A 26,045-nucleotide genomic window follows, 5' to 3' on the forward strand; every position below is an offset into this window, starting at 1 on the left:
AACTCATCATGAATTCGTCGTGTCGCGACGGATTCGCACGCCGGCCGTCACCCCGCCAATTGCATGCGGCATACGTGGAGGGGTAATGATCGTCAATCTTGATGTGACGCTGCGTGACGGGGGATACCGCAACAACTTCGACTTCCCGCTCGACTACGCGCTGGACCACGCCCGGGAGAGCGTCGCGGCCGGCATGGAGTGGGTCGAGATCGGCTACCGCAACGGCTCGTTCAAGCCCAAGCCCGGCCTCGGCCGCACCGGCGTGGGCGCGGACGACTACATACGCGCGGTCGCCGAGGTCGTCTCTCCCGACCGCCTCTGCATGATCCTGCACCCGAAGAACATCACCGAGGACGACCTGGAGCGCATGTACGAGGCCGGCATCCGCCTCGTACGGTTCTGCCTGCCCTCCGGCACCCCCGAGCCCGGGCTCGCCATGCTCGCCAAGGCCGCCGACCTGGGCTTCACCACCACCGTCAACATCACCCGCGTCAGCCAGCTGGCCCGGCGCCGGCTGGTCGAACTCGCCGCGATGTCCGGCGACGCCGGCGCCGACGTGGTCTACCTGGCCGACTCCAACGGCAGCATGCTGCCGAGCGAGGTGTCCCAACTGGTCAACCTGGTCGGCTCGGTGACCGACGCGGCCATCGGCCTGCACGCCCACAACAACCTCGGCCTGGCGCTGGCCAACGCGATCGCGGCCGTGGACGCGGGCGCCACCTGGATCGACTCCTCCGTCCTGGGCATGGGCAAGGGCCCGGGCAACCTCGTCACCGAGCAGTGGCTGGCCTACCTCGGCAGGCGCACCGACAGCGACACGTACGACCTCGGCCGCATCCTCGGCCTCGCCCACCGTATGGAGTCCGAGATCGCCGAGGCCAAGCCCTCGCTGCCGCTGCCCGACCTGGTCCTGGGGCACTTCGACCTGTCCGTCGAGGAGCGCGCCAAGCTCCCCGTGGACCGGATCGGCGACGCCTTCTCGGCGGCCCGCGAGCTGACCGCTGCGGGCGCCCGGTGACCTTGCGTTCCCCGCACCCGGGTCCGGCGCGCGCTGCCGCGCCGGACCCGGCCCGCGCCGTACTGGGCGACTCCGGCGCACCGCGCCACGCGGTCGTCCTCGCCCCCGTCATGCCCCGCTGGGACGAGGGCGCGTTCTTCCGGCAGGTCGCCGAACCGCTGCTCGCCTCGGGGCACCGGATCACCATCTACGACACCCTGTCCTTGCTGCGCGACGGTGACGACCTGAAGGCGCTCGTGGACCGCTGGGCGGGGTACCTCGCACCGGAGGGCGGTGGTTTGCACGGAGGCACCGCGGAGGGCGGCGGTTCGCACGTCGGTGGTTCGCGCGGCACGTCAGCGGCCGCGGCCCCCGACGTACTGGTCGGCAACGCGCTGGGAGGCGCCGTCGTCCAGGCCCTGCTTACGTGCGAGTGGACCCACCGCGCCAGAGCGCTGCTGCTCTCCGGCCCCACCGTCGCCGACGATGAGCTGAACGCCAAGCTGGAGGGGATCGCCGCCGCCGTCGGCACCCAGGGCCTGTCCGCGGCGCTGCGCCTCCTCGAAGAGGTCGTCCGCGGCCCGGCCCGGCAGTCCGGCACCGTACAGCCGCCGCGCGACAACCCCAAGGCCGCTCAAAACCTCGCACCTGACGAGGAGTTGGCCGGCTGGCGCCTGTCCACCGGCCTGCGACTGCTGCATGACGCCGACGCGCGGCAGCCCGTACGGGACTTTCCCGGACCCCTGCTGCACGTCTACGGCGAACAGTCGCTGCTCGTCCAGCGCCGTCACCTGGCCACCGGCCACTGCCCGCAGCACCACCTCGTGGGCATCCCGGAGGCCGGCATGCGCCCGCACGCCGACCAGCCGGCCCTCACCCGAGCCACCATCGCCCGCTTTCTGGGAGCTGAGAAGTCATGAACCGCAAGACCGTCGCAGTCCTGCCCGGCGACGGGATCGGGCCGGAGGTCCTGGACGCCGCACTGCCGGTGATCGAGGCGCTGGGACTGCCCGTCGACCTGGAATTCGGCGACATCGGCTGGGAGTGCTGGCGCACCGAGGGCAACCCCGTACCCGACCGCACCTGGGACCTGATCGGGCGCAGCGACGCCGTCCTGCTCGGCGCGACCACCAGCAAGCCACGCCGCGAAGCACTGGCGGAGCTGGCCCCCGAACTGCGCGAACAGGCTCCGCAGTACATCTCGCCCATCATCCAACTCCGCCAGCGCCTCGACCTGTTCGCCAACCTCCGTCCGGTGGAGAACTACCTCGGCGGCGGCACCCCGTACCGCTTCTGCGTCGTCCGCGAGAACACCGAGGGCCTGTATGCCGGCCTGGACTGGAACCGCGTACCGGACGAGATGTGGCCGCTGGTCGCCGAGCACCCCAACGTCCGCCGCAGCGGCCGCGCCGGCGCCACCGCCAGCATCAGGCTCCAGACCTCGCACGGCCTGGACCGCATCCTGCGCTTCGCCTTCGAGACCGCCCGGAGCCACGGCTACGAGCGGGTCACCCTCGCCGACAAGCCCAACGTCCTGCGGCAGAGCAGCGCATACGTCCTGGAGCGGCTGGAGGCGATCGCCGCCGACTACCCGGAGATCCCGTTCGAGGTCCTCAACGTGGACGCGGTCGCCCTGTGGATGGCACGCCGCCCCGAGCGCTTCGGCGTGATCGTCGCCGAGAACATGTTCGGCGACATCCTCTCCGACCTCGGCGGTGGCGTGATGGGCGGGCTGGGCCTGGCACCCAGCGCCAACATCGGCGAGTCCGGCAACTACTTCGAGCCCGTGCACGGCAGCGCCCCGGCGATGGCCGGACGCGGACGCGCCAACCCCGTCGCCGCGTTTCTCACCATCGGCATGATGCTGGAGCACCTCGGCTTGAAGGACGAGGCAGGCAGCGTCGCGGACGCCGTACGCCACGTCACCCGCCGCCGCGACCGCGTCACCTACGACCTCGGCGGCACCGCCACCACCACCGAAGCGGCCCAGGCGGTCATCGACGCCTGCCGTACGGTGCCGCACGCCGCCACCGCGGCGACCGCCGCCATCGTCACCATCGGCGACGAACTGCTCCGCGGCGACCTGGAGGACTCCAACGCCGGCAACGCCTCCCGGATGCTCGGCGAGCGAGGCATCCCGGTCCGCGTCCGCCACACCATCGGCGACGACGAGGCCGCCATCGCCGACGCCATCCGCCCCTCCATCGGCCGCGACGACGTGATCGTGGTGATGGGCGGGCTCGGCCCCACCTCCGACGACGTGACCCGCAGCGCCGTGGCCCGCGCGCTGGGACGCCCGCTCGAACACCGCGAGGAGGCGTGGGAGGCAGTCGTGGCACGCCTCACCCGCTTCGGTGTCACCATCCACGACGACAACCGCCGGCAGGCACTGTTCGCCGAAGGCGCCGAACTGCTGCCGAACACCAACGGCACCGCGTGGGGCTGCCGCACCGAGGCCCAGGGCAGCACCGTCATCATGCTCCCCGGCCCGCCGCGGGAATGCCTTCCGATGCTGGCGGCGGTCCTGCGCGACGGCCTGCCGCACATCTCCGAGCCCGCCGAGGTCACCACCGTGTTCCGCCGCACGCTCGGCATCATCGAGGCGGATGCGGCAGCCCTGGTCGACACGCTCGTGCGCGACAGCGGGGCGCCGGTCAAGCCCGCCTACCGCTGGCACTACCCGTACGTCGACATCCGGCTCGGCTGCCCGCCCGAACACGCCGACGACCTGGCAAAGCGCCTGGACGCGGCGCTCGCCGACCACATCGTCACCGACCGGGACCGCACCGCGGTACAGGAGCTGGCGGAGCTGCTGGACGAGCGCCGCCTCGTCCTCGACCTCGACGACCGGCTCACCGACGGCCTCTTCGCCGCCGAGCTGGCCCGCGAACGCGACTCCGGCGACGGCTCGGACGCACTCGGCGTCTCCCTGTCCGGCGTCTGGCAGGGCGGGGACCGCAAGACCCACACCGGAACGGTCACCCTCACCTGCACCGTCCGCGACGAGACCGGCGAGCACACCGGCGAGCTGAGCGTGCCCAACCGCGGGCCCGAGGTCACCACCTACTTCACCGAGTTCGCCGCCTGGTCCCTCGCCCGGCACCTCACCGGCCGCCACCACTCGCCCACGGAGGAATCCGCATGACCACCGCCGCCCCCGCGGAAGCCGAAGCGCTGCGCGAGCGCCTGTCCCGGCTGGACACCGCCGCCCTCTCCGACGCCATGGACAGCCTGCGCACCCCGCCGTGCGTACTGCCGGGCATCGCCACGCGCACTCCCGGCACCGTCGCCTGCGGACCGGCCTTCACCGTCCGCTACCGCGCCGTGGACGACAGCACCACCTTCCACAACGCCGCCAACTACATCGACGACGTGCCGGCCGGCTCGGTCGTCGTCGTGGACAACGGCGGCAGCCGCACCTGCACCAACTGGGGCTCCCTGTTGAGCTCCGTCGCCCTGCACCGCGGCATCGCCGGCACGGTCGTACACGGCTCGGTGCGCGACGTGAAAGAGAGCCGCACCGCCGGATACCCCCTGTTCAGCACCGACGTGACGATGGTCAGCGGCAAGAACCGGGTGGTGCTGGACCGCACCGGCGCCAAGGTCGACATCGCCGGCACCCCCGTCGCTCCGGGTGACTGGATCTTCGCCGACGACAACGGCGCGCTGCGCATCCCGGCCGACCTCGTCGAGGAGGTCGTCCGCCGGGCAGAGGCCGTGGAGCGTACGGAATCCCGTATCCGGGAAGCCGCGCTCGGCGGCAGCAGGCTGGACGAGGCACGCGCCCGCTTCGGCTACGCGCGTCCGTGGGAGGACGGGGACAGCCATGACGTCCGCTGAACCCACCGAGAGAACCACTGCCGCGGAGCCGGCTGCCGAGCGGCCCACCCCGCAGGCCCCGCGGGACGCCCGCTTCATCGACGTCCACTACCACGTCGGCCCGGACGCGTATCTGCGCCGCCACACCGCCGTCACCGCCGGCGAGGTCTACGCCGGGCACGATGGCTGGGTCGTCCTGAAAAACCACCTGGGCTCGACCGCGGCCCAGGCATGGGAAGCCCGCATGCAGGGCCTGCCCGTCTCCGGCTCGATCGTCCTCAACGACCTGGCCGGCGGGTTCGATCTCCGGGCCGTTGAGCAGGCCGTCATCCAGCACGGCGAGGACAGCGGCCTGCGGCTGATCGTCCACCTGCCCACCGTCACCGGGCGCACCCACCGCAGCCGGCTGGCCCGCACCCCCTCCCATCCGCTCCTCGCCAACGGCCAGCGACCGCTCACCGTCGCCGACGACAACCATGTGCTGCGCCCGGAGGTCCGCGAACTGCTGCGCGCCGCCCGCGACTTGCCGGTGGTCATCTCCACCGGCCACGCCGACGGCAACGAGGTACGCCTCCTGGTCGACGAGGCCGTACGGCTGGACCTGCCCCGCCTGATGCTCAACCAGCCCGCCAACCCGATGACCGGACTGGCCTGCAAGGACCTGGTGGAGGTAGCCGCCGCCGAGCAGGTCTGGACCGAGCAGACGGCACTCACCCGCCTCCTCGAATACCAGGACTGGACCGACTTCGCCGACGTCCTGTCCCTCCTCCCGAGGGTCGTGTACAGCTCGGACCTGGGACAGCCCTCCCAGATGGACATCGAGCCATGGCTGAAGTGGAGCCGGGAAGCCTTCGACCGGGCCGGGCTGACTCCTGAGCGGGTCGCGGAGATCACCCACGCCGAGCCCCTGAAGATGCTGAGTCTGTGACCACGCCGTCGGTCCTGCCGACGCTGCTGCTCTCCCTGCCCCTCGTGCTCACCGCATGCTGGGCAGGGGGAGCACTGTGCCGACGGCTGGGACAGCCCCCCGTCATCGGCGAGATCGCCGCCGGCATCCTCCTCGGCCCGACCCTGCTCGGCCGCGCCTGGCCGTCGGCGACAGCCACGCTCTTCCCGCCCGGCCTCACCCCGGTCCTGGACTCCCTGGGCCAGCTCGGCCTGCTCAGCTTCATGTTCCTCCTCGGCCGGGAACTGGACCCACAAGAGGTGCGCGGCGACCGCCGCACCGCCCTCACCGTTGCCTTGACCGGCCTGGCCGTTCCCCTGCTGTGCGGTGTCCTGCTCGCCCTCGCCCTGTACGGCCCCTACGCCCCCGAGACCGCCGGCCGCCTCCCCTTCGCCCTCTTCCTGGGCATCACCCTGAGCATCACCGCCTTCCCCGTCCTGGCCCGCATCCTCACCGATCGTGACCTGACCGGCACCCGCCTGGGCACCCTGGCCCTGGCCTGCGCCGCCCTCGACGACGTGCTGGCCTGGTCGCTGCTGGCCCTGGTCGCCGCGCTCGCCCGCAGCACCTCCACCGTCACCGTCCTGTGGACGCTCCTGCTCACCGTCGCCTTCGCGGCACTGATGCTCCGCGTCGTCCGCCCGCTGCTCGCCTGGATCCTGCGGCGCACCCGGCCCGCGGTCACCTTCGTGCTCCTCACCGGCGGCCTCTGCCTGTCCGCCCTGGCCACCGACCGCATCGGCGTGCACGCCATCCTCGGCGCCTTCCTTTTCGGCGTCGCCGCCCCGCACGACCTCCCGTCCGTCCGCCAGGTGGCGGAGGGAATGGATCAGTTCGCCATTCCCCTCCTCCTCCCGCTCTTCTTCGCCAGTACCGGCCTGCGCATCGACATCGGCACCCTCGGCCCGTACCCGAGCGCGTGGCTGTGGTGCGCCGCGATTCTGCTCGTCGCGAGTGCCGCGAAATGGGGCGGCACCGCCCTGGCGGCCCGCGCCCGTGGCCTGGACTGGCGCGGCGCCCTCTCACTCGGCGCACTGATGAACTGCCGCGGCCTGACCGAACTCATCGTGCTGACCGCCGGACTGGACCTCCACCTCATCGGCGCGCAGTTGTACACCATGCTCGTCCTCGTGGCGCTGAACGCCACGGCACTCACCTCGCCCGCACTGACCGCCCTCACGCCACCGGCCGGAACGAAGCGAGAGCGGGAGCGGGAGCGGGAACGGGAGCGGGAGCGGGCCACAGCGCTGGCCGCAGGCAGGCTGAGCCGCCCCGGTTCGGAACCCCTCGGTTAGAAACGCCTCGGTTCGACACCCCTCGATGAGGGGGGACGAGGACGACCACGTGCCCTGCCGAAGTGGCACGGCCGGATCGCCCAGGAGCCGGAGGAAGCGTCAGCGCGGCTCTTCGTCCAGCCTTCCGGAGGCGATGGCACGTAGCGCTTCACAGTGTTCCGTGAAGGCGCCGCGTCCCTTGGGCGTGATGGAGAGCCACGTCCGGGGGCGCTTGCCCACGTATCCCTTGGTGACTTTCACGTAGCCGGCGGTTTCGAGCACGCTGATGTGCTTGGAGAGGGTCGAGTCGCTGACCTCGACCGTGTCGCGCAGAAACGGGAACTCGGTTCTGTCGGACGCCGCCAGGGTGGCCACGATGGAGAACCGCACCGGTGAGTGGATGACATCGTTCAGCCGGTGCCGGGGGTGACTCATGCTCGGTTCTCCCGGATGGCGCCGATGGCGGGCGGTATCGCGGTTGCCAGTGCCGCCGGTCCCCACCAGGCGGCATTGCCGGGGAATTGGGAGGTGCCCACGCTTATGGCGGTGACGTACACGGCGCCCCAGGTCGCGATGACGATGCTCTGCCGCCGGCCGAAGCCCTTGCGGTGCACCTGCTGGCGGGCGGCCCAGATGGAGATGCCGACGACGAACAGCACCCATGCCGCGGTGGCCACGGCGAACGCGGGGCCGCTGCCCGACATGCCCACGATGAAGGTGAAGGCGCAGCCGGCCGCTGCGTACGTCGCGAAGTAGCGCACGCACCAGCGGGAGCCGCGCCGCACCGCGGTGTTCAGTTTCGCGGCGAGCGCCAGGGCTTCCTTGGCTTGCGCCGGTGAATCGGTACTCATGTTTCCCCCCCCGTGTAGCTGCTTCGGTAGCGCTGTATCGCTAGGTTGGCATCTACTTTCCGCCTTGGCAAGTGTATTCGGGAGTGGAAAGAAGAGAGGTGTGAGGGGGCGTTGTGGCGTGGCGTTGTGACCGTGGCCAGTGGGCTGCGGGTGGCGGCTGCGGTGTGTGTCGCCGCGGCGGTGGCGGTGGCGGCGGCGATATGGGTCGCGTACGCGTGATCAACGACCGTACGCTCGGACACCGTTGAGCCCGGCGCCGGCCGAGGCCCACGCCAATGTCCGTGTGTGCTCGCGTGAGCGTCGATGAGCTGCGCGAACTCCTCGTCACCGGCGCGCCGATCGTGCGCGCGATCCCCCTCCCGGCCGTACGCACGCGGAGCGGTACGTCCGCAGCCTGTTCCAGGATTTCGGGCGCGCGCTGGGCGACGGGTCCCGGCTGCTGCCCCGCCTCGCGGCCGACCACCGCACTGAACACACTGACGCAAAGTTTTCGCGTTAAGGTGGAAGTGTGAGTGGCAGTGCGAGCGAACGTTCCGGGGCAGCGGCCAAGGGAAGCAAGAAGGCGGCCCGCCCCGGGGGGCGCAGCGCGCGGGTGCAGGAGTCGGTGCACCGGGCCGTGCGGGAGCTGATCACCGAGCGGGGGCGCGACGGGCTGACGGTGCCGGTGATCGCCGCACGCGCCGGGGTGACGCCGTCGACCGTGTACCGGCGGTGGGGTGACCTCCAGGAACTGCTGTCCGACGTGGCGGTGGAGCGGCTGCGGCCCGAGGGGCCGCCGGAGGACCACGGGTCGCTCCGTGCCGATCTCACCGCCTGGGCCGAAGCGTTCGTCGAGGAGATGGCGTCGCCGCCCGGACGTGCGTACATCCGTGACGCGCTGGCGGGGGATCCGGACGGCGGCAATGCCGGGCAGTGTTCGGACTACGCGGCCGACCAGGTGCGGATCGTTCTGGAGCGGGCCGCCGGCAGGGGCGAGGCGGTGCCGGATTTGGAAGAGGTCATGGACCACGTGGTCGCGCCGATGATGTACCGGATTCTGTTCCGCCAGGTCCCGCTGCCGTCGGGCGGGCCGGTGGGCGTGGAGTACGCGCGGGGGCTGGTGGCCAGGTTGCTGGCGGGCGTGGCCGCGGGCGGCTGAGCGCCGCACGGCGGCCCGAGCGTGTCCAGGAAGTGGAAGTGTGTCCGCGGGTTCCGGGCCCGTTACAGGGGAGCCAGCGCGGGTGCGTGGTGGCCGGTGGTCTCGTAGGCGTGGGCGAGCTGGAAGAGGGTCGCTTCGGACAGGGGGCGGCCGATCAGCTGCATGCCGATGGGCAGTCCCTGGTCGTCGAGGCCGACGGGCAGGGAGAGGGCCGGGAAACCGGTGAGGTTGGCGGGGGCTGAGAGGCGTACGTAGGCGTCGGAGACCGACTCCGTCGAGCCGTCGGGCCAGGTGAAGGACTGCCGGCCGGAGAGGGCGGCGGTGGCGGGGACGGTCGGTGCGGCGAGCGCGTCGATGCCGTCGGCGCCGTCCGCGCCGTCGAACAGGGACAGCCACGCCTGGTGCATGAGGGTGCGGGTGCGCTGCGCGCGGATGTAGTCGGTGGCGGGCACGAACTCGCCCGCCTCCAGAAGGGTCCGTACGTCCTCGGAGTACAGCTCGGGCGTGGCCCGCAGCGTGTCCTGGTGGTACGCCGTGGCCTCGGGCACCATGAGGCCCCATTGGGCGGCGTGGACGTACTCCGTCATCGGGACGTGTACGGGTACGGCGGTGGCGCCGAGCGCGGTGAGCGCGCCGACGGCGGCGTGGACCGCGGCCGCCACCTGGGGCTGTACGCGGTCGAAGTAGTAGGCCGTGGGGATGCCGATGCGCAGTCCTGCCACGGATGCGCCGAGGTTGCGGGTGTAGTCCTCGCGGGGGTGGCCGAGGGACGCCGGGTCGCGCGGGTCGTGTCCGGCGAGCGCCTGGAGGACGAGTGCCGCGTCGCTCGCCGTACGGGTGAGCGGGCCCACGTGGTCCAGTGACCACGCCAGTGAGGTCACGCCGTGCCGGGGGAGCAGGCCGTACGTCGGTTTCAGGCCGACGACGTGGTTGAGGGCGGCGGGCACGCGGATCGAGCCGCCGGTGTCGGTGCCGAGCGCGAAGGTGGCCGTGCCGGCGGCGACGGCGGCCGCGGAACCGCCGCTGGAGCCCCCGGCCACGTGCTCGGGTGACCAGGCGTTGCGGGTCTGCGGGGTGATCAGGCCGTAGGCGAACTCGTGGGTGTGGGTCTTGCCGGTCAGCACCGCGCCGGCGGCGCGCAGCCGCTCCGTCACGGCGGCGTCCGCGTCGGCCACGTGTCCGGCCCGTACCCGGGAGCTCGCCGTGGTCGGCACGCCGGCGACGTCGATCAGGTCCTTGAGCGCCACGGGGACGCCGTGCAGCGGTCCGCGGTGGCGCCCGGCGGCGATCTCCCGTTCGGCTTCGCGGGCGGAACGCAGCGCGGCCTCGGCGGTCACCGTCGCGTAGGCGCCGGACTTCGGGTCGACGGCGGCGATGCGGTCGAGGACGGAGGTGGTGAGTTCGACGGGTGAGAGGGCGCGGTCCGCGATGAGGCGGGCGGCTTCGGTGAGGGTGAGTCGGTAGGCGGAGTTCACGGGGCCGTCCTCGGGGCGGTGGCGGGTGTGGGGGTGAAGGCGGTGGCGGGGAAGGTGTCGCCCAGAGGGAGGCGGCGCAGGGTGCCGAGGACGGTGTCGACGGCGTTCACGGTGGCCGTGACGCCGGGCAGCCGGTTTGCGGGGAGCGGCAGTCCGGCCCGGAGGGCGAGGCGGGTGATGTCCTCGGTGGTCAGGGGTGGTGCGGAGGGGGTGGGGTCGTGGCTGGGCACAGGGCCTCCGTGCGAGGTGGTGGGGTCGGAGGGGCTTCTTGGGGCGGGACGGGCGCCCCCGCCGCGGCAAAAGCTAATGCTTTGCGTTTGGTGAGCGTAGGGGGCTAGGGTCGCTAAACGCAAATGTTTCGCTTTTGCCGGTGCGGCGGTTCCGCGCCGAACCCGTACGGAGGTCACCATGCCCAGCGATTCAGCGACCGTCTGGCAGATCGGCGACATCGTCGTGCACCGGATCGACGAGCTGGTGCTGCCGCCCGAGACCGGCGCGTGGCTGCTCCCGGGGGCCACGCCCGGCCTCGTCGCCGAAGTTCCCTGGTTGCAGCCGTCGTTCGCCACCCCCGACGGCACCCTGCGGGCCGCCGTGCACACCTTCGCCCTGGAGATCGGCGGGCTGCGCGTGCTGGTCGACACCGGCGTCGGCAACGGCAAGACGCGCGCGAACGCGGCCTGGCACCAGCTCGACACGCCGTACCTGCAACGGCTCGAAGCCGCCGGGTTCCCGCCCGGGAGAGTCGACTACGTGATCAACACCCACCTCCACGCGGACCACGTCGGCTGGAACACCCGGCGCTCCGAAGACGGCAGTTGGGTGCCGACGTTCCCCCGTGCCCGGTACCTCACCGCACGCGCGGAGTACGCCTACTGGTCCGGCGCCGACATGGAGGAGAGCCGCCGCCAGATGTTCCGCGACTCGGTCGACCCCGTACAGGAGCACGGCCTGCTGGACCTGGTCGACGTCACCGCGCCCGGCACCGAGGTCGTCCCGGGGCTCACCCTCGTACCGGCGCCCGGCCACACGCCGGGGCAGAGCGCGGTCGCGCTGCACAGCCGGGGCGAGTCGGCCCTCATCACCGGGGACTGCGTGCACCATCCCGTGCAGCTGGCCCATCCGGAGCTGTGCAGCAGTGTCGACTTCGACCCCGAGGAAGCCGTCAGGACGCGCCGGCGGCTGCTCGACGAGGCGGCCCGGACCAACGCGTTGGTGCTCGGAAGCCACTTCGCGGCGCCGACCGGCGGGCTGGTGCGGCCGGGCGCTGGCGGCGCGGGCGAGGGGGCGTACCGGCTGGTGACCGAGGGCTGAGCAGCAGTCCGGCGGGGCCTGTGATGCCCTTGGGGAGCCGGGGGACGGGTGGCAGAATGCCCGCGCCGACGTTCGGCGTTGGCCTTCCGCGTGCCGTACGGGCCGACGGGCCCGGCGCGTTGGGCTGCGGCGCCGTCCCGTACGGCGCGGCAACAGCGGCAACGGGAAGGCAGGAGAGCACATGACGGCGCCCCGGCGTGGTTTCGCGGACTACCAGTACGAGATCTACCTGAAGGGCCTGGAGGACCAGACCCCGCCGTTCACCACCGACCTCGCCGCCCTGGAGGACGCCGCCCGCGAGCGGATGGGCCCGCGGCCCTACGGGTACGTGGCGGGCGCGGCCGGCACCGGCGCCACCGCACGGGCCAACCTCGCCGCGTTCGACGCGCACCGCATCGTCCCCCGGATGCTGCGCGACGCCACCGAGCGCGACCTGCGCACCACCGTGCTCGGCAGCGAACTGGCCGCCCCGCTGCTGCTCGCGCCCATCGGCGTGCAGACCATCGTGCACCCGGACGGCGAGCGGGCCACCGCGCGCGCGGCCGCGGCGGCCGGGGTGCCGATGGTGCTGAGCACCGCCGCCTCGCACACGATCGAGGAGGTCGCCGAGGCCAACGGGGACGGGCAGCGCTGGTTCCAGCTGTACTGGCCGCACGACGACGAGGTGACCGTCAGCTTCCTGGACCGCGCCCGCGCGGCCGGGTACACGGCCCTGGTCGTCACGCTGGACACCTGGCAGCTCGCCTGGCGCCCGCGCGACCTGGACCAGGCGTATCTGCCGTTCATCCGCGGCAACGGCGTGGCCGTCCCGTTCTCCGACCCGGTCTTCCGCTCCCGCCTGGAGCGGTCCGTCGAAGAGGATCCGCAGGCCGCCGTCTTGAAGTGGCTGCCGATGTTCAGCGGGCGCGCGCACACCTGGGACCGGCTGCGTTTCCTGCGCGAGCACTGGGACGGACCGATCGCCCTCAAGGGCATCGTGCACCCGCAGGACGCGCGCCGGGCCGTCGAGGCGGGCATGGACGGCATCGTGGTCTCCAACCACGGCGGGCGCCAGGTGGACGGGGCGGTGGCGGCGCTCGACGCGCTGGCCGACGTGGTGGCCGAGGTGGGCGGCGAGACGGAGGTGCTGTTCGACTCCGGCGTCCGCAGCGGCGCCGACGTGCTGAAAGCGCTGGCCCTGGGCGCGCGTGCGGTGCTGCTCGGCCGCCCGTACGTCTACGGCCTGGCCCTCGGCGGCGAGGCCGGGGTGCGGCACGTCGTACGGGGGCTGCTCGCGGACCTCGACCTGACGATGGGGCTGGCGGGCTGCGCGGGCGTCGCCGAGGTGGGGCCGGAGCTGCTGCGCTGACCGGAGGAGCGAGGTGGCGGCCCGACCTTTTGGGGCTCGCCGTCCGCCGCGCGCCGGGGCGCGCGCTCCCCGGCGTGTTGGCCCCCGCATGGCGGCACCCTTGAATGCTTAAGGGCATATCGGGGCAAGTGTCTCCAGTCGTTGCAGTCTGCGGTGGGCGTGCCCCGGGAGGCCCCTCGATGAACCAGAGAACGTTCCGTACCGCGGCGGCCACCGGGTGCGCCCTGCTGGTCGCGGCCGTGGGGCCGGCCTGCACGGGCACCGCGCACGCCGCCTCACCGGTCGGCCTGGCGACGGCCCGCGTGGCCGACGCCGTGCGGTTCCCCTGGCTCGTCGGCCCGGTCGTCGTGGCGCACCGCGGCGCCTCGCGGGCGGCGCCGGAGAACACGCTCGCCGCGGTGGACGCGGCCGAGCGGCAGGGCTTCAAGTGGGTCGAGAACGACGTGCAGCAGACCCGCGACGGCAAGCTGGTGGTGGTGCACGACGGCACGCTCACCCGCACCACCAACGTCAAGCGGGTGTTCCCCCAGCGCGCCCCTTGGCGGGTACGCGACTTCACGGCCGCCGAGATCGCCCGGCTGGACGCCGGAAGCTGGTTCGGCAAGGGCTTCGCGCGCGAACGTGTCCCGACGCTCCGGGAGTTCCTGCGCCGGATGGACGAGCACGACCTGCGGCTCCTGCTGGAGATCAAGAACCCGCAGCTGTATCCCGGCATCGAGGGGCGCATCGTCAAGGAGCTGTCGGCGGCGGGCTGGCTGGACCGGCAGCACGTACGCCGCCGGCTGGTGGTGCAGAGCTTCGGCGCGAACAGCGTGCGGACGGTGCACGGGCTGGTGCCCGAGGTGCGTACGGGGTTCTTGGGCAACCCGCCGCTGAACGCCCTGCCGTCATACGCGCGCTACGTCGACCAGATCAACCCCCAGCTGTCCAAGGTGGACGCCCGGTACGTGGCCGCCGTCCACCGGCTGCGCGGCGCGCACGGCCACCGGCTGGACGTCTTCGCCTGGGACGTACCGCTGCAGAACCACCTGGGGATCGCCTCCACTTACGGGTTCGACGGGGTCATCGTCTGAGGGCTCGCACCCGAGGGGCCGCGTCGCGCCTGAGGAAGGGCCCGGCCGCAGCCGTGCGCCGGGGCCCGCGGGCCGCTTTCCGGCCCGCCCGCCGCTGCCATGACAGGATGGCCGGTCGTGACGATACGGGTGCTGATCGCGGACGATCAGGAGATGGTCCGCCGGGGGCTGCGGCGGATACTGGAGAGCCAGCCGGACATCGACGTCGTGGGCGAGGCGGCCGACGGCGTGGCGGCCCTGGAGGCGGCCCGTACGCTGCGGCCCGACGTGGCGCTCGTCGACATCCGCATGCCGCGGATGGACGGCCTGGAGGTCACCCGGCGGCTGGCCGGCACCGGCCCGGCCGAGCCCGGGGACGGCGCCCTGCCCAAGGTCAGGGTCGTCGTCGTGACCACCTTCGACCTCGACGAGTACGTCTACCCCGCCCTGCGGCACGGCGCCTGCGGCTTCCTACTGAAACGTTCCGGCCCGAGCCTGCTGGTGGAAGCCGTCCGCGCGGCCGTCGCGGGGGACAGCCTGATCAGCCCCTCGATCACGGTCCGGCTGCTCAAGCACGTCACCGTCGACCGGCCGGCGGCGCCGCGCGCCCTGGAGGCGCTGACCGAGCGCGAGACCGAGATCGCCGGGCAGGTCGCCGCGGGACTGACCAACGCCGACATCGCCCGCGAGCTGTTCATCTCGGCGGGCACGGTCAAGACCCATGTGGCCAGCATCCAGCGCAAACTGGGCGTACGGAACCGCGTCGGCATCGCGGTGCACGCCTGGGAGATGGGGTACGCGGGACGGGAGCGCACGCAGTGGTGAAGGACGCCGGGAGCGTGGCGTCCCCGGACCGGGCTGCCCCTCCTGTATCCACCCGGCGGCTTCGATGGTGCGTGGCCCTGGCGTTGTTGGTGCTGCTCCCGCTGCCGCTCGGCAGGGAAGGACTCGCGTTCGCGTCCTTCGTCGCGGCGGTGCCGGCCGCCGTGGCGGCGTTCGCCGCGCCGATGCGCTGGCCGTGGGGCCGGGTCACGCTCACCACCGCCGTGACCACGGTCGCCGTCCTGTCCCTGGCCGCCGACATCCTGTACCGCGGGCCGAAGGACTACGCGGCACTGTGGGAGACGGCCGAGATCCCGGCACTGCTGGTGCTGGCGGGGCGGCAGATCCGCCGGGAGCCGGCCCGGCAGGCCGCGATCGGCGGCTTCCTGGTGGTGGCCGCTTTCGTCCTGCTGCCGCTGCGCTTTCTGAACGCCGAGCCGCCCGTGAAGGGCAGCGCGGTCGTCGTGCTGAGCGCGCTGGCGCTGTTCCTGGCCGTGGCCGCGGCCGGTACCGGCCTGTACCTGCGCGCGCAGGACGACCGCCGCGCCCGTGCGGTGGCGCGGGCGATGCGCGACCAGCGCCTCGAAGTCGCCGGTGACCTGCACGACTTCGTCGCGCACGAGGTGACGGGCATCGTCTTGGAAGTGCAGGCCGCGCGGGTCGCGGAGTACGACAGGGAACAGACGGCGGAGCTGCTGGCGCGGTTGGAGGAGGCGGGGCTGCGGGCCCTGGATTCGATGGACCGTACGGTACGGACACTGCGCGCCCCGGAGGGCAGCGGGGCCGCTGACCGGCGGACGGCCGTGGCGGGGCACGAGCACCCGGAGGCCGCCGACCAGGGCGAACTGCCGCCGACCCGCCTCCACGGGCTGGCGGACCTGGCCGGAATGGTCGAACGGTTCGCCGCGACCGGCGGCGGACGGGGGAGCGGGGAAGACGGCGGCGATGCCGGAGCGGGCCGCACGAACGGCACCGGCGTCCGCGTCACGCTCGCCCTGGACGACAGCCTGCCGGGCACGCTGCCCCGCGCCACCGAGGACGCGGTGCACCGCGTGGTGCTGGAGGCCCTGACCAACATCCGCCGGCACGCGGCCGGTGCCGGACGGGTGGACGTGGAGGTCACCCGGGCTCCGGACGGCGGCGGGCCTGCGGTCTCGGTGACGGTCACCGACGACGGCGGCGGGCGCTTCTCGGGCCCGCTGGGCCTGCCCGCCAGGAACGGCGGCGGCACCGGCCTCGCGGCGCTCACCGCCCGCGTCGAGGCGCTCGGCGGCACCCTGTCGTGCGGCCGGCACGGGCCCGGCTGGCGGGTCAGCGCCGTACTCCCGGCCACCTGACCCTCCTCCGGCACTCCCGCAACATCCGCCGCGAACAACCACCGCGATATCTGCCGAACGGCAGATGTGGCCCGGCCCGTGAACGCCGATCCTCGACATGTGCAGCCAACCCGCACTTCGGAGGATCGATTCCGGTGGTTTCTCGCAGGACACGTACACGCAGCAGCGCGGCCCCGCTCGGGGCGGGCGGCCGCACGGCCATAGCCCGTATCGCGGCGGCCTGCGCCGTCGTATCCCTGGGCGTCGCGCTCACCGGCTGCTCCGTGGACGCCAAGAGTGCCGAGCCGGCGGTGAAGACCTTCGCCTTCAAGGGGCGGACGCTGGACGTGAAGACCCACGAGATACCGGTCGACCTGGTCGCCACCGACCGCCAGGACATCAGGGTCACCCGCTGGTTCGACGCGAAGAGCGGCGAGAAGCACCTGCGGTGGGAGCTCGAGGGGGACACGCTCGACCTGGAGGCGGGGTGCAGCGGGCTGGCGATCTGCGACGCCCGCTTCAAGGTCGAGGTGCCGCGCGGCGTGACCGTGCTGCGCGACGGCGCCAAGACGGACCTGTCGGGCCAGAACCGGCCGCGCGACAAGGAACAGGCCCGCTCATGACCACTCTCGAACTCCTCGGCGTCAGCAAGGTCTACCGCGGCGGCAAGCAGGCGGTGGACGGCCTGACCCTCCGGATGGGCCCCGGCCTGCTCGGCCTGCTCGGGCCCAACGGCGCGGGCAAGTCGTCCCTGATGCGCATCGCCGCGACGCTCACCCGGCCCACCGCGGGACAGCTGCTCTTCGAGGGCCAGGACGCGGTGCGTCGCCCCGAGCCGCTGCGCGCCGCACTCGGCTACCTCCCGCAGGACTTCGGCGTCTACCCGAACCTGACGGCGCGCGAATTCCTGGCGTACCTCGCCGCCGCCAAGGGCGTGCCCGCCGGCCGCGCCCGTACCCGCATCGGCGAACTGCTCGAACTGCTCAACCTGACCGAGGCGGGCAAGCGGCCGCTGGGCGCCTATTCGGGCGGCATGCTGCGCCGGGTCGGCATCGCACAGGCGCTGCTCGCCGACCCGAAGGTGCTCATCGTCGACGAGCCGACGGCCGGGCTCGACCCGGAGGAGCGGGCCCGGCTGCGCACCCTGCTCGCCGGACTGGCCATGGAGCGCGTGGTGCTGCTCTCCACCCACATCGTCTCCGACATCGAGTCGGTGGCCGGGGACATCGCCGTCGTCGCGGGCGGCCGGCTGCTATGCCGGGGCACCCCGGATGAGCTGCTCGCGCAGGTCGCGGGGCAGGTATGGGAGGTGACCGCCGCCCCGGGGGACGTACCGGCGCTGCAGGCGCGGCACACCGTCAGCCGGATGGTCCGTACGCCGGGGGGCGTACGGATCCGGCTGCTGTCGCCGACGCGGCCGTACGAGGGCGCGCTGCCGCTGACGCCCGACCTGGAGGACGCCTACCTCGCGGCGGTCGGCGCTGGAGGCGCCCGATGAGCCCGCGCATGCTCGGCGGCCTGGCGCTGGCCGACTTCCGCGACCGGGTGCGCCGGCCCGCGTACGCCGTGACGCTGCTGGCCGCGGTCGGCCTGGGCTACCTCGCCGTGCCGCAGCCCGGTTCGCACTGGGTCATCCTCCAGGTAGGCGACTTCCGCGGCACGTACAACAGCGCGTACGTCGGCGTGGCCACCGCCCTCGCGGCGGCGCTGTGGCTGCCACTGGCCGGGTTCTACGTCGTACGCAACGCGCTGGCCAGGGACGAGCGTTCGGGCGTGGGCCGGCTGCTCGCGGCCACACCGCTGCGCACCACGGGATATTTCGCGGGCAAGCTCCTGAGCAACGTGCTGGTGCTCGCCTCGATGCTGGGTGTGCTGGCGGTGACCGCGCTGGTCATGCAGCTGGCGCGCGGTGAGTCGTACACCGTCGACCCGCTGGCGCTGCTGATGCCGTTCGTGCTGGTCGCGCTGCCGCTGATGATCGTCACGGCGGCCGCGGCGCTGCTGTTCGAATCGATACCGGTGCTGCGCGGCGGGGTGGGGAACGTCGTCTGGTTCTTCGTCTGGATGGTGCTGGTCCTGGGCGGGCAGCGGCCGCACGCCCCGCTCGGCGGCATCGGAATACACGGCGCCGTAGCCACGATGCGGGACGACCTCATCGCCCAACACGGTTCTATAAGTGGCGAGTTCAGTCTCGGTTTCACCTACCTGGAACAGCCGCTGCGCACCTTCGTGTGGCACGGCTTCACCCCTGAGCGGGAGTTCGTGCTGAGCCGGGTGGCGGTCGTCCTCGCCGCCGCGGCGCTGGCGCTGCTGCCCGCCCTCTGGTTCGGCCGCTTCGATCCGGCGCGCGGGGGAGCGCGCGGCGCGAAGGCAGGCCGAGTGGCGCAGCCGGTCCCGGGGCACCCAGCCCCGGGCCCGGCTCTGCCCGACGCGCCGACTCCGGCACCCGCACCCACCACGCCCCTACCGCCCCCAACCCTGACCACCACTCCATCCACCACCGGCACCGGCTACCACCGCCTTCTCCACGGCGAACTGCGCATCCTTCTCCAGGGAGTCGCCTGGTGGTGGTGGACCGGCGCGGCCCTCATATCCCTGGTCGGCTTCTGCGTGCCGACCTCCGGCATCGGCCGCGTGGTCCTGCCACTGGCCTGGATCTGGCCCGTACTGATCTGGTCCAGGCTCGGCACCCAGCGGCACGAGAACGGGGTGCAGGCCCTGCTCGGCAGCTACCCGGCAGCCAGGCGCCGCGCGCTCGCCGAATGGACGGCGGGCCTGGTGCTCACCGCTGCCGTCGGGTGCGTACCGCTGCTGCGCCTGGCGATGGCGGGGGAGTGGCAGGGCGTGGCCTCCTGGGTGGGCGGAGCGCTGTTCATACCCTCCCTGGCCCTGGCCCTGGGCTCGCTCTCCCGTACTCACCGGCTCTTCCAGGCCCTGTACCTGCCGCTCTGGTACAGCGTCTTCAACGGCCTGTCGTTCCTCGATTACATGGGAGCGACCCGGCCCGAGGGGCAGCCGGCCGCGCTCTCCCCCGTACTCGTCACGGCGCTCGCGGCCCTGCTGCTGGCCGGAGTGCTGGCGGTGGCGGGCCCGCTGCGCAGGGCCCCGGCCGTCTCGTAGGGTCGCAGGGGCGGCACCCCGCCGGACGTACGCGCGTAAGCCGCCCCAGGGCGCAGAAGGAGCAGAGGAACGACCATGACCGACACCGTCTGGGGCGGGGCGCAGCTGGACCTCGACGCGTACCTCGCACGCATCGGGTACGAGGGCGAGCGCGCGCCGACACTCGCCGCACTGCGGGAGCTGCACGCCCGGCACGCCGCCACCTTCGGCTTCGAGAATCTGGAGATCGTCCTCGGCCGGCCGGTCCTGCTGGACCTGAAATCCCTCCAGGAGAAAATGGTCGGCCGCCGCCGCGGCGGCTACTGCTACGAGCAGAACCTGCTGTACGCGGCCGCCCTGGACCGCCTCGGCTTCGCGGTCTCGGGCCTGGGCGCCCGCATCCGCATGGGCGAGACCAAGATCCGCCCGGTCACGCACGCGTTGCTCAAGGTGCGGCTGGACGACGAGGACTGGATCACCGACGTCGGCTTCGGCGGCGAAGCGCTGCTGGAGCCGGTCCCGCTGCGCGACGGCGTCGAGGCCCGCCAGGGCGGCTGGACGTTCGGCCTGGTCAGGGAGGGAACGGACGGCACCTGGGTACTGCGCTCGCGGCATGAGGACGGCTGGTTCGACCTGTACGCCTTCGGCCCCGAGGCCCGCTACCCCGCCGACTACGGCGTCTTCAACTACTACATCTCCACGCACCCGCGCTCGCCGTTCACCGGCCGCATGGTGGTCCAGCAGCCCGGGCCCGACCTCCGCCGCACCCTGATCGGCACGGAGCTGACGCTGACCCGCGCCGACTGGTCCCGCGAGGTGCGCCAGGTACCGGCCGACGAGATCCCCGCCGTACTGGCGGCCGAATTCGGGCTCGTACTGGACGAGCGGGACGCGGCCGACCTGGTGGCACTGCACCGGGAACAGCCGGTGGCGTAAGGCCGGGACCCGGCGGGCGGTGAGCGTGCATCGGCGGGCAGCCTACGGCCGACAGCCCTAACGCACGACCGCGAATCCCTCGATCTCCACCAGCGCCGCCTCGTCCCACAGCCGGGTCGCGCCGATGACCGCCATCGCCGGGTAGTCGCCGCCGACCAGCCGCTTCCAGACCTGCCCGATGGCCGCGGCGTTGCGGCGGTAGTCGGCCACGTCCACGGCGAAGACGGTGAGCTTGGCGAGGTCGCCGGGGCCCGCTCCGGCGGCCGCCGCAGCGGTCAGGAGGTTGACCAGCGCGCGTTCGAACTGCTCGACGACGCCGTCGCCGACGATGCGGCCGGCCCCGTCCAGCGCGGTCTGCCCGGCCAGGAAGACGACCGTGCCGGGCGCGGCCCGCACCGCGTGGCTGAATCCGGTCGGCGGCGACAGCTCGGGCGGATTCACCCGCTCGAAACCGCCTGGCTTCTCCGTACCCGGTTCCCGTCGTTCGCTCATGCCCGGTGTGCCCCCTCCGTAGCCGACTCGTACCGCAGTCCATCTCACCGCACCGCTGAGGCCCTGTCAGGTCAGCCGCGCTCCCCGTGCAGCGCGGCACGCAGCCGACCGGTCCAGTGGGCCGTCGCGTCCCGTGCGAGCCGGGACTCGGGCGCGAACATCTCGAAGCCGTGCCAGGCCCCCGGAACGTAGTGCAGGGCGACCGGCACACCGGCGTCCGTCAGGCGCCGGGCGTACGCGAGGCCGGTGTCCCGCAACGGATCGAGGCCGCAGACGATTATCGAGGCCGCGGGCAGGCCGCGCAGGTCGTCGGCGCGGGCCGCCGCGGCGTACGGGTACGCGCCGGATCCCTCCGGCAGGTAGTGCCGCCAGCCCTGCCGCACGAACGGCCCGTCCGGAAGCCGCGGGTCCGCGTCCGCCGGCGTCGGGCCCGTACCCGCCGAGTCGTCCAGGTCGGGCACGACCAGAGCCTGGTGCACAAGGGCCGGACCACCCCGGTCGCGGGCCATCAGAGTGACGGCGGCGGCGAGACCGCCCCCGGCGGAATGCCCGCTGACCGCCAGGCGCGCGGAGTCGACACCGAGCGCCGCGGCCTGCCCCGCGGCCCACTCCACAGCGAGATAGCAGTCCTCGGCCGCGGCGGGACAGCGGTGCTCCGGAGCGAGGCGGTACTCCACCGAGACGACCGCGGCCCGCACCTCGCGGACCAGCTCGATCGCCGTACGGTCCTCACCGGGCGGCGCCTGCCCGAACGTGTATCCACCACCGTGGAACTGCAACACCACCGGCAACGCCCCCGGCACCCCCGCCGGCCGGTACACCTCGACGGCCAGCGCCGAACCGTCCGGCCGCGGCACCGCGAACCGCTCGCTCACCACGCCCCCGCGATCCGCCGGGAAATGGCGGGCCAGCGCGTGCAGCCCGGCACGGGTGCCCTCGATGTCGGCATACGGATCAGCAAGCGGAGGCAACTGCTCCAGCACCGGCGCCAGCTCAGGATGAACGTACACAGCACCCCTCCTTCACCCCACCCCTCCTACCCCACCCCCGCCCCACTCACTTCGCATCCGCATAACACTCCACCACCGCCGTACTGAACGGAAACCGCACCGGCGTCTCACCGAACGCGATACGCCCCGCCACTTCCGCCGCCTCCGCGACCATCCCCGCCACCGTCTCCGCCTCCTCCTCCGGAGCGTGCACGATCACCTCGTCGTGCTGGAAGAACACCAACTCCGCCCGCAGCGGCGCCAGCGAACGGCGCAGCGCCGCCAACATCAGCAGCGCCCAGTCGGCGGCACTGCCCTGCACCACGAAATTCCGGGTGAACCGCCCGCGCGCCCGCGCCCCCGCCGTGCTGCCGTACACCGGCACCTCCTCCTGCGGCAGCCCCGCCTCGTCGGGCGGCACCACCGAAACCGGCGGACAAGTACGCCCCAGCCACGTCCGCACGAGCCGCCCCTCCTCACCCGCACGCGCCGCCGCGTCCACGTACTCCACCGCGTCCGGATACCGCCGCCGCAGATCCGCCATATGCTTCAGCGCGTCCCCCGACGTCTGCCCGTAAACGGCCCCCAACAGCGCCAACTTCGCCTGCATACGATCACCCCCGAACACCCGCGCCGCCAGATCCGCATACAGGTCACGCCCGCTGCCCGCCACCTCCATCAGCCCACGGTCCCGCGACACCGCCGCCAGCACCCGCGGCTCCATCTGCTCGGCATCGGCAACCACCAGACGCCAGCCCGGATCCGCCACCACGGCCCTGCGCACCACCTTCGGAATCTGCAACGCACCACCGCCGTTCGTGGTCCAGCGCCCCGACACGGTGCCCCCGGGCAGATACTCCGGCCGGAACCGGCCCCCGTGCACCCACTGCTGCAACCACGCCCACCCGTGCGCCGTATGCAGCCGGTACAGCCGCTTGTACTCCAGCAACGGCGCGACCGCCGGATGCCGCACCTCCTGCAACTCCCACTTACGCGTCGAACGCAGCGCGATCCCGGCACCGGCGAACGCCTTGACGATCTCCGCCGGCAAGTCGGGCCGCACCCGCACACCCTCCCCGAACGCCCGCGACACCTCCTCGGCCAGCTCCGCCATACGCCGCGGCTCCAACCCACCCGGATACCGCTCGCCCAGCAGCTCGTCCAACAGCTCCCGGTGCACGTCCGCCCGCCACGGCAGCCCGGCCCGGCGCATCTCCTCCGCCACGAGCATGCCGGCCGACTCCGCGGCCAGCAGCAACCGCATCCGGCCCGGGTGCGCCGTCTCCTCCGTACGCGCCAACTGCCCGGCGTACACCTCCAGCAGCGCCGTGAACTCGTCCACCCCCGGCGGCAGCGGAACCGGGCCCGGCTCGAACAACGACGGCTGCGTCTCCGCGCCACGCACGGGCGGATCGTCGGGCACTGGCAGCCGGTGCAGCCGCGCCCACGCCGCGGCGAGCGACCGCGGCTGGCCCGACTGCCCCTCCTCGTGCCCGATCAGCAACGCCTCGGCGGCCTCTACGTCGTAACACCGCTCGACGCGGATGCCTGCGGCGAGCAGCTTCCGGTACGTCTCGTGGGTGCTCCGCCACACCCAGCGGTCCGCGGTGGGGTGCGCGCGGATGGCCTCCGCCACGGTTGCGGCGCGAACCTCCGCCCCCGTCGGCCGCCCGGCCTCGTCTACGGCGCACGCCCGTACGCTGCCGTCTTCTGTTTCCCCGACCACCCACCGCATACCGTTAGCTTCGCATCGGCCACTGACAGGGGTGCGCTGCGCGCGGCGTTCGCGCTGTCGCGCGGGGTTGCGCTGGTTTGGTCGTGGGTCGGGGCCGCGCAGGGGGGTGTCTCCTCACCGCACTCGCGGACGCCATGTCTTGAAAGCTGAACCTGGTGTTGCGAGCTGTCGGCTGCGGGGACACCCCCCTGCACGTCCCCTCCGGCCGGATTGGCAGCCCCGCGCGAGTGGGGGTGGGGGAGGGAAAGACACCAGTAGCGCAGCAACCAGGAGGCGGCCTCCTCGCCCCCGGGGGGAGAGACAAAGAACTGCCCCCTTCGGGGGGCCTCGGCCACGACGGCGGGGTGGCCGCCATCCGGGCCCGGGGCCGGGGACACGCAGGGGGCTCCCCGCAGCCGACACGTCGCTACACCAGGTTCAGCGTTCAAGACATGGTTTCCGCGACTGCGGTGAGGAGTGCCCCCTGCGGGGCCCCGGCCCCCCACCCACCGGACGGAACGCGCAATCGCGCGAAGCGCGAACCAGGCGAGTGGGAAAGCCGCCCGCACAGCGGGCGTGCGTCAACGGGAGCCACTGGCCGGTTACGGCCCCTTCCCGACCCGCGCCACCGGCGGGAGAATGCGCCCGCCAACCCGCACCGCACCACCACGCGCCCCCGTAACCCACGGCAGACAAGGGAGTCGCCCATATGGCCATCGCGCACCGCGCCATCGGTTCCGGACCGAACCCGGTGATCGTGCTTCACGATTGGTTCGGAACCTCGGCCTCCTGGGGCTCTGTCCTGGATTTCCTGGACCGGGACGCCTTCACGTTCGTCTTTCTCGACTGCCGCGGCTACGGCGACCGCAAGTACGTCCCGGGCCGCTACGACCTGCCGGAGATCGCCGGTGACGCGCTGGCGCTCGCCGACCAGCTCGGGTGGGAGCGGTTTTCGCTGGTGGGCCACTCGATGGGGGCGAAAGCAGCGCAGCAGGTGCTGGTCCGCGCGCCCCATCGGGTGAACCGTCTGCTGGGTGTCGCGCCCGTGCCGGCCGGCTCGTACCCGATGGACGGGGCGACGCGTGAGCTGTTCTACGGGGCTTCCACGGACCCGGCCAAGCGGCGCGCCATCATCGATCTGGTGACCGGTCACCGTACGAGCCGGGTCTGGCTGGACCGTATGGTCCGGCACTCGCTGGACATCTCCCGTGAGGAGGCGCACGCCGCCTATCTGGCCAGCTGGCAGACGCTGGATCTGTCGGAGGCGGTCGTGGACGCCGTCAAGCGGTATCCGGTCCCCGTTCGGGTCGTCGTCGGCGCCTACGATCTTGCGCTGACCGCGGATCTGATGCGGCAGACCTGGCAGCAGTGGTATCCGCAGGTCGAGATCGTCACGCTGGAGGGGTCGGGGCACTATCCGATGCACGAGGCCCCGGTGGCTCTGGTCACCACGATGGAGGAGTTCCTCCGCGCCTGACCGCCTGCGGGATCCGGGCCCGCCGCGCCCGTACCTCCAACCTCTGCCAGCATGGCTTCGTACCGCCCATACCGGAGCGAAACGCGACATAGGGCACGTGGCCGACGAAGCGAGGTGCGGGCATGCGGGTGGCGCTGGCGCAGACGGACTGCGCGCTGGGCGAGGTGGACACGAACCTCGCCACCGCGCGGGAGGAGGTCGAGAAGTCGGCGGAGCAGGGCGCCGACGTCGTCGTCTTCCCCGAGCTGAGCCTGCACGGGTACCACCTGGGCGCGCTGTCCCTGGATGCCTCGGTCGAGTCGCAGGACCAGCGGCTGCGCGACCTGAGCGTGCTCGGCCCGGACGTCCTCGTCGGATTCCACGAGCACACGATGCTGCGCGCCTACAACACGGCCGCCTACTACGCGGGCGGCTCCCTCGTGCACACCCACCGCAAGCTGTACCTCCCGAACTACCTGGCCTGGGAGGAGCGCAAGCACGTCAGCCCCGGCCAGTCGCTGCGCGCGTACGACCTGGTCAAATCGCCCAGCGGCGGCCGCGGCGCGACGCTGGTCTGCAACGACGCCTGGCAGCCGGTCCTGCCCTGGCTCGCCGTCCAGGACGGTGCCGAGGTCTTGTTCATTCCCACCAACAGCGCGGCCAGCCTCGACCCGGAGGCCATGGACACCGGCTTGTACTGGGACACGTTGCTCTCCTATACGGCGCGGATGCTCCAGTGCTGGGTCGTCTTCGTCAACCGCGTGGGCAACGAGCACGGCGCCACCTTCTGGGGCGGTTCCCGCGTGGTGGACCCGCGCGGCACGGTGGTGGCGCAGGCGCCGAAGTGGGAACCCGCGCTGGTCACGGTGGACATCGACCCCTCGGAGGCGCGCCGGCAGCGCCGCGCCGTCCCCCTGGTCGCCGAGGCCCGCCTCGGCCTCGTCGGCCGTGAGGTCCGCCGCCTGATCGACGAGGGCGGCGACAGCTGAGAGAGGGGCACGCTCGTTCGG

25 protein-coding genes are annotated in these 26,045 nt (G+C 72.7%); 18 read left to right on the plus strand and 7 right to left on the minus strand.

The genetic code is table 11. From position 1 onward, the window contains the following. The first annotated feature begins 85 nt into the window (after positions 1–85). From ACH4OW_RS23115 to ACH4OW_RS23140, 6 genes are read left to right on the plus strand one after another with little or no spacing between them, the layout of a single operon-like run. Positions 86–1,018 carry a hypothetical protein gene (locus tag ACH4OW_RS23115; protein WP_398029852.1) on the plus strand — a complete coding sequence of 311 codons (933 nt, stop codon included), beginning with the start codon at positions 86–88 and terminating at the stop codon, positions 1,016–1,018. Continuing rightward, positions 1,015–1,917 carry an alpha/beta fold hydrolase gene (locus ACH4OW_RS23120; RefSeq protein WP_398029853.1) on the plus strand — a complete coding sequence of 301 codons (903 nt, stop codon included), beginning with the start codon at positions 1,015–1,017 and terminating at the stop codon, positions 1,915–1,917. The genes ACH4OW_RS23115 and ACH4OW_RS23120 overlap by 4 nt, the downstream gene beginning before the upstream one ends. Next, on the plus strand, positions 1,914–4,142 hold the full coding sequence (locus ACH4OW_RS23125) for an isocitrate/isopropylmalate family dehydrogenase (protein ID WP_398029854.1): 2,229 nt from the start codon (positions 1,914–1,916) through the stop codon (positions 4,140–4,142). The genes ACH4OW_RS23120 and ACH4OW_RS23125 overlap by 4 nt, the downstream gene beginning before the upstream one ends. Beyond that, positions 4,139–4,837: an RraA family protein gene (locus ACH4OW_RS23130; RefSeq protein ID WP_398029855.1), complete on the plus strand. Its 699-nt coding sequence runs from the start codon at positions 4,139–4,141 to the stop codon at positions 4,835–4,837. The genes ACH4OW_RS23125 and ACH4OW_RS23130 overlap by 4 nt, the downstream gene beginning before the upstream one ends. After that, the gene (locus tag ACH4OW_RS23135) at positions 4,824–5,744 is read left to right on the plus strand and encodes a DUF6282 family protein (protein WP_398029856.1); all 921 of its coding nucleotides are present in this window, start codon (positions 4,824–4,826) and stop codon (positions 5,742–5,744) included. Before ACH4OW_RS23130 ends, ACH4OW_RS23135 begins: the two co-directional genes overlap by 14 nt. After that, positions 5,741–7,057: a cation:proton antiporter gene (locus ACH4OW_RS23140; RefSeq protein ID WP_398029857.1), complete on the plus strand. Its 1,317-nt coding sequence runs from the start codon at positions 5,741–5,743 to the stop codon at positions 7,055–7,057. The genes ACH4OW_RS23135 and ACH4OW_RS23140 overlap by 4 nt, the downstream gene beginning before the upstream one ends. A gap of 99 nt (positions 7,058–7,156) precedes the next feature. On the opposite strand, the gene ACH4OW_RS23145 is transcribed toward ACH4OW_RS23140, so the two are convergent. Both ACH4OW_RS23145 and ACH4OW_RS23150 read right to left on the minus strand, forming a co-directional pair. Continuing rightward, on the minus strand, positions 7,157–7,471 hold the full coding sequence (locus ACH4OW_RS23145; RefSeq protein ID WP_398029858.1) for a winged helix-turn-helix domain-containing protein: 315 nt from the start codon (positions 7,469–7,471) through the stop codon (positions 7,157–7,159). Then, positions 7,468–7,887 carry a hypothetical protein gene (locus tag ACH4OW_RS23150; protein WP_398029859.1) on the minus strand — a complete coding sequence of 140 codons (420 nt, stop codon included), beginning with the start codon at positions 7,885–7,887 and terminating at the stop codon, positions 7,468–7,470. The genes ACH4OW_RS23145 and ACH4OW_RS23150 overlap by 4 nt, the downstream gene beginning before the upstream one ends. Before the next feature lie 508 nt (positions 7,888–8,395). Between ACH4OW_RS23150 and ACH4OW_RS23155 the strand changes: the two genes are divergently transcribed. After that, positions 8,396–9,025 (plus strand): TetR/AcrR family transcriptional regulator, encoded by a 630-nt coding sequence (locus ACH4OW_RS23155; protein ID WP_398029860.1) that lies wholly within the window; start codon positions 8,396–8,398, stop codon positions 9,023–9,025. 62 nt (positions 9,026–9,087) lie between these two features. On the opposite strand, the gene ACH4OW_RS23160 is transcribed toward ACH4OW_RS23155, so the two are convergent. Both ACH4OW_RS23160 and ACH4OW_RS23165 read right to left on the minus strand, forming a co-directional pair. Next, entirely contained in the window at positions 9,088–10,500 is a 1,413-nt protein-coding gene (locus ACH4OW_RS23160; RefSeq protein WP_398029861.1) for an amidase, read from the minus strand. Beyond that, entirely contained in the window at positions 10,497–10,730 is a 234-nt protein-coding gene (locus ACH4OW_RS23165) for a hypothetical protein (RefSeq protein WP_398029862.1), read from the minus strand. Before ACH4OW_RS23165 ends, ACH4OW_RS23160 begins: the two co-directional genes overlap by 4 nt. Before the next feature lie 178 nt (positions 10,731–10,908). On the opposite strand from ACH4OW_RS23165, the gene ACH4OW_RS23170 reads away from it, so the two are divergent. The 9 genes from ACH4OW_RS23170 (at position 10,909) to ACH4OW_RS23210 (ending at position 20,384) form a co-directional block, all read left to right on the plus strand. After that, complete coding sequence (locus ACH4OW_RS23170) at positions 10,909–11,811, plus strand: MBL fold metallo-hydrolase (protein ID WP_398029863.1); 903 nt, start codon at positions 10,909–10,911, stop codon at positions 11,809–11,811. Between the two features lie 181 nt (positions 11,812–11,992). After that, complete coding sequence (locus ACH4OW_RS23175) at positions 11,993–13,159, plus strand: alpha-hydroxy-acid oxidizing protein (RefSeq protein ID WP_398029864.1); 1,167 nt, start codon at positions 11,993–11,995, stop codon at positions 13,157–13,159. Positions 13,160–13,338: 179 nt separating this feature from the next. Then, positions 13,339–14,232 (plus strand): glycerophosphodiester phosphodiesterase, encoded by an 894-nt coding sequence (locus ACH4OW_RS23180; RefSeq protein ID WP_398029865.1) that lies wholly within the window; start codon positions 13,339–13,341, stop codon positions 14,230–14,232. A 117-nt stretch (positions 14,233–14,349) separates the two neighbouring features. Further along, positions 14,350–15,036: a response regulator transcription factor gene (locus ACH4OW_RS23185; RefSeq protein WP_360130622.1), complete on the plus strand. Its 687-nt coding sequence runs from the start codon at positions 14,350–14,352 to the stop codon at positions 15,034–15,036. Between the two features lie 71 nt (positions 15,037–15,107). Continuing rightward, on the plus strand, positions 15,108–16,370 hold the full coding sequence (locus ACH4OW_RS23190; protein WP_398029866.1) for a sensor histidine kinase: 1,263 nt from the start codon (positions 15,108–15,110) through the stop codon (positions 16,368–16,370). Positions 16,371–16,504: 134 nt separating this feature from the next. Next, entirely contained in the window at positions 16,505–16,972 is a 468-nt protein-coding gene (locus tag ACH4OW_RS23195) for a hypothetical protein (RefSeq protein WP_398029867.1), read from the plus strand. Beyond that, a complete protein-coding gene (locus ACH4OW_RS23200) occupies positions 16,969–17,847 on the plus strand; it encodes an ATP-binding cassette domain-containing protein (RefSeq protein WP_398029868.1) in 879 nt (292 codons plus the stop codon). The genes ACH4OW_RS23195 and ACH4OW_RS23200 overlap by 4 nt, the downstream gene beginning before the upstream one ends. Then, positions 17,844–19,469 (plus strand): ABC transporter permease, encoded by a 1,626-nt coding sequence (locus tag ACH4OW_RS23205; protein WP_398029869.1) that lies wholly within the window; start codon positions 17,844–17,846, stop codon positions 19,467–19,469. Before ACH4OW_RS23200 ends, ACH4OW_RS23205 begins: the two co-directional genes overlap by 4 nt. Positions 19,470–19,544: 75 nt before the next feature. Next, positions 19,545–20,384, plus strand: coding sequence for an arylamine N-acetyltransferase (locus ACH4OW_RS23210; RefSeq protein ID WP_398029870.1), 840 nt, complete (start codon positions 19,545–19,547; stop codon positions 20,382–20,384). A gap of 57 nt (positions 20,385–20,441) precedes the next feature. On the opposite strand, the gene ACH4OW_RS23215 is transcribed toward ACH4OW_RS23210, so the two are convergent. The 3 genes from ACH4OW_RS23215 to ACH4OW_RS23225 form a co-directional block, all read right to left on the minus strand. Further along, on the minus strand, positions 20,442–20,876 hold the full coding sequence (locus ACH4OW_RS23215; protein WP_360130605.1) for a RidA family protein: 435 nt from the start codon (positions 20,874–20,876) through the stop codon (positions 20,442–20,444). A 71-nt stretch (positions 20,877–20,947) separates the two neighbouring features. Continuing rightward, positions 20,948–21,886 carry an alpha/beta hydrolase gene (locus ACH4OW_RS23220; protein WP_398029871.1) on the minus strand — a complete coding sequence of 313 codons (939 nt, stop codon included), beginning with the start codon at positions 21,884–21,886 and terminating at the stop codon, positions 20,948–20,950. Positions 21,887–21,932: 46 nt separating this feature from the next. After that, positions 21,933–23,600 (minus strand): bifunctional 3'-5' exonuclease/DNA polymerase, encoded by a 1,668-nt coding sequence (locus ACH4OW_RS23225; RefSeq protein ID WP_398029872.1) that lies wholly within the window; start codon positions 23,598–23,600, stop codon positions 21,933–21,935. A 688-nt stretch (positions 23,601–24,288) separates the two neighbouring features. On the opposite strand from ACH4OW_RS23225, the gene ACH4OW_RS23230 reads away from it, so the two are divergent. Further along, positions 24,289–25,056 (plus strand): alpha/beta fold hydrolase, encoded by a 768-nt coding sequence (locus tag ACH4OW_RS23230; RefSeq protein ID WP_398029873.1) that lies wholly within the window; start codon positions 24,289–24,291, stop codon positions 25,054–25,056. A gap of 122 nt (positions 25,057–25,178) precedes the next feature. Further along, the gene (locus tag ACH4OW_RS23235; RefSeq protein ID WP_360138499.1) at positions 25,179–26,024 is read left to right on the plus strand and encodes a nitrilase-related carbon-nitrogen hydrolase; all 846 of its coding nucleotides are present in this window, start codon (positions 25,179–25,181) and stop codon (positions 26,022–26,024) included. Positions 26,025–26,045 lie beyond the last annotated feature (21 nt).

It is taken from the genome of Streptomyces sp. NPDC017056 (genome assembly GCF_044332485.1).
Taxonomy (GTDB): Bacteria; Actinomycetota; Actinomycetes; order Streptomycetales; family Streptomycetaceae; genus Streptomyces.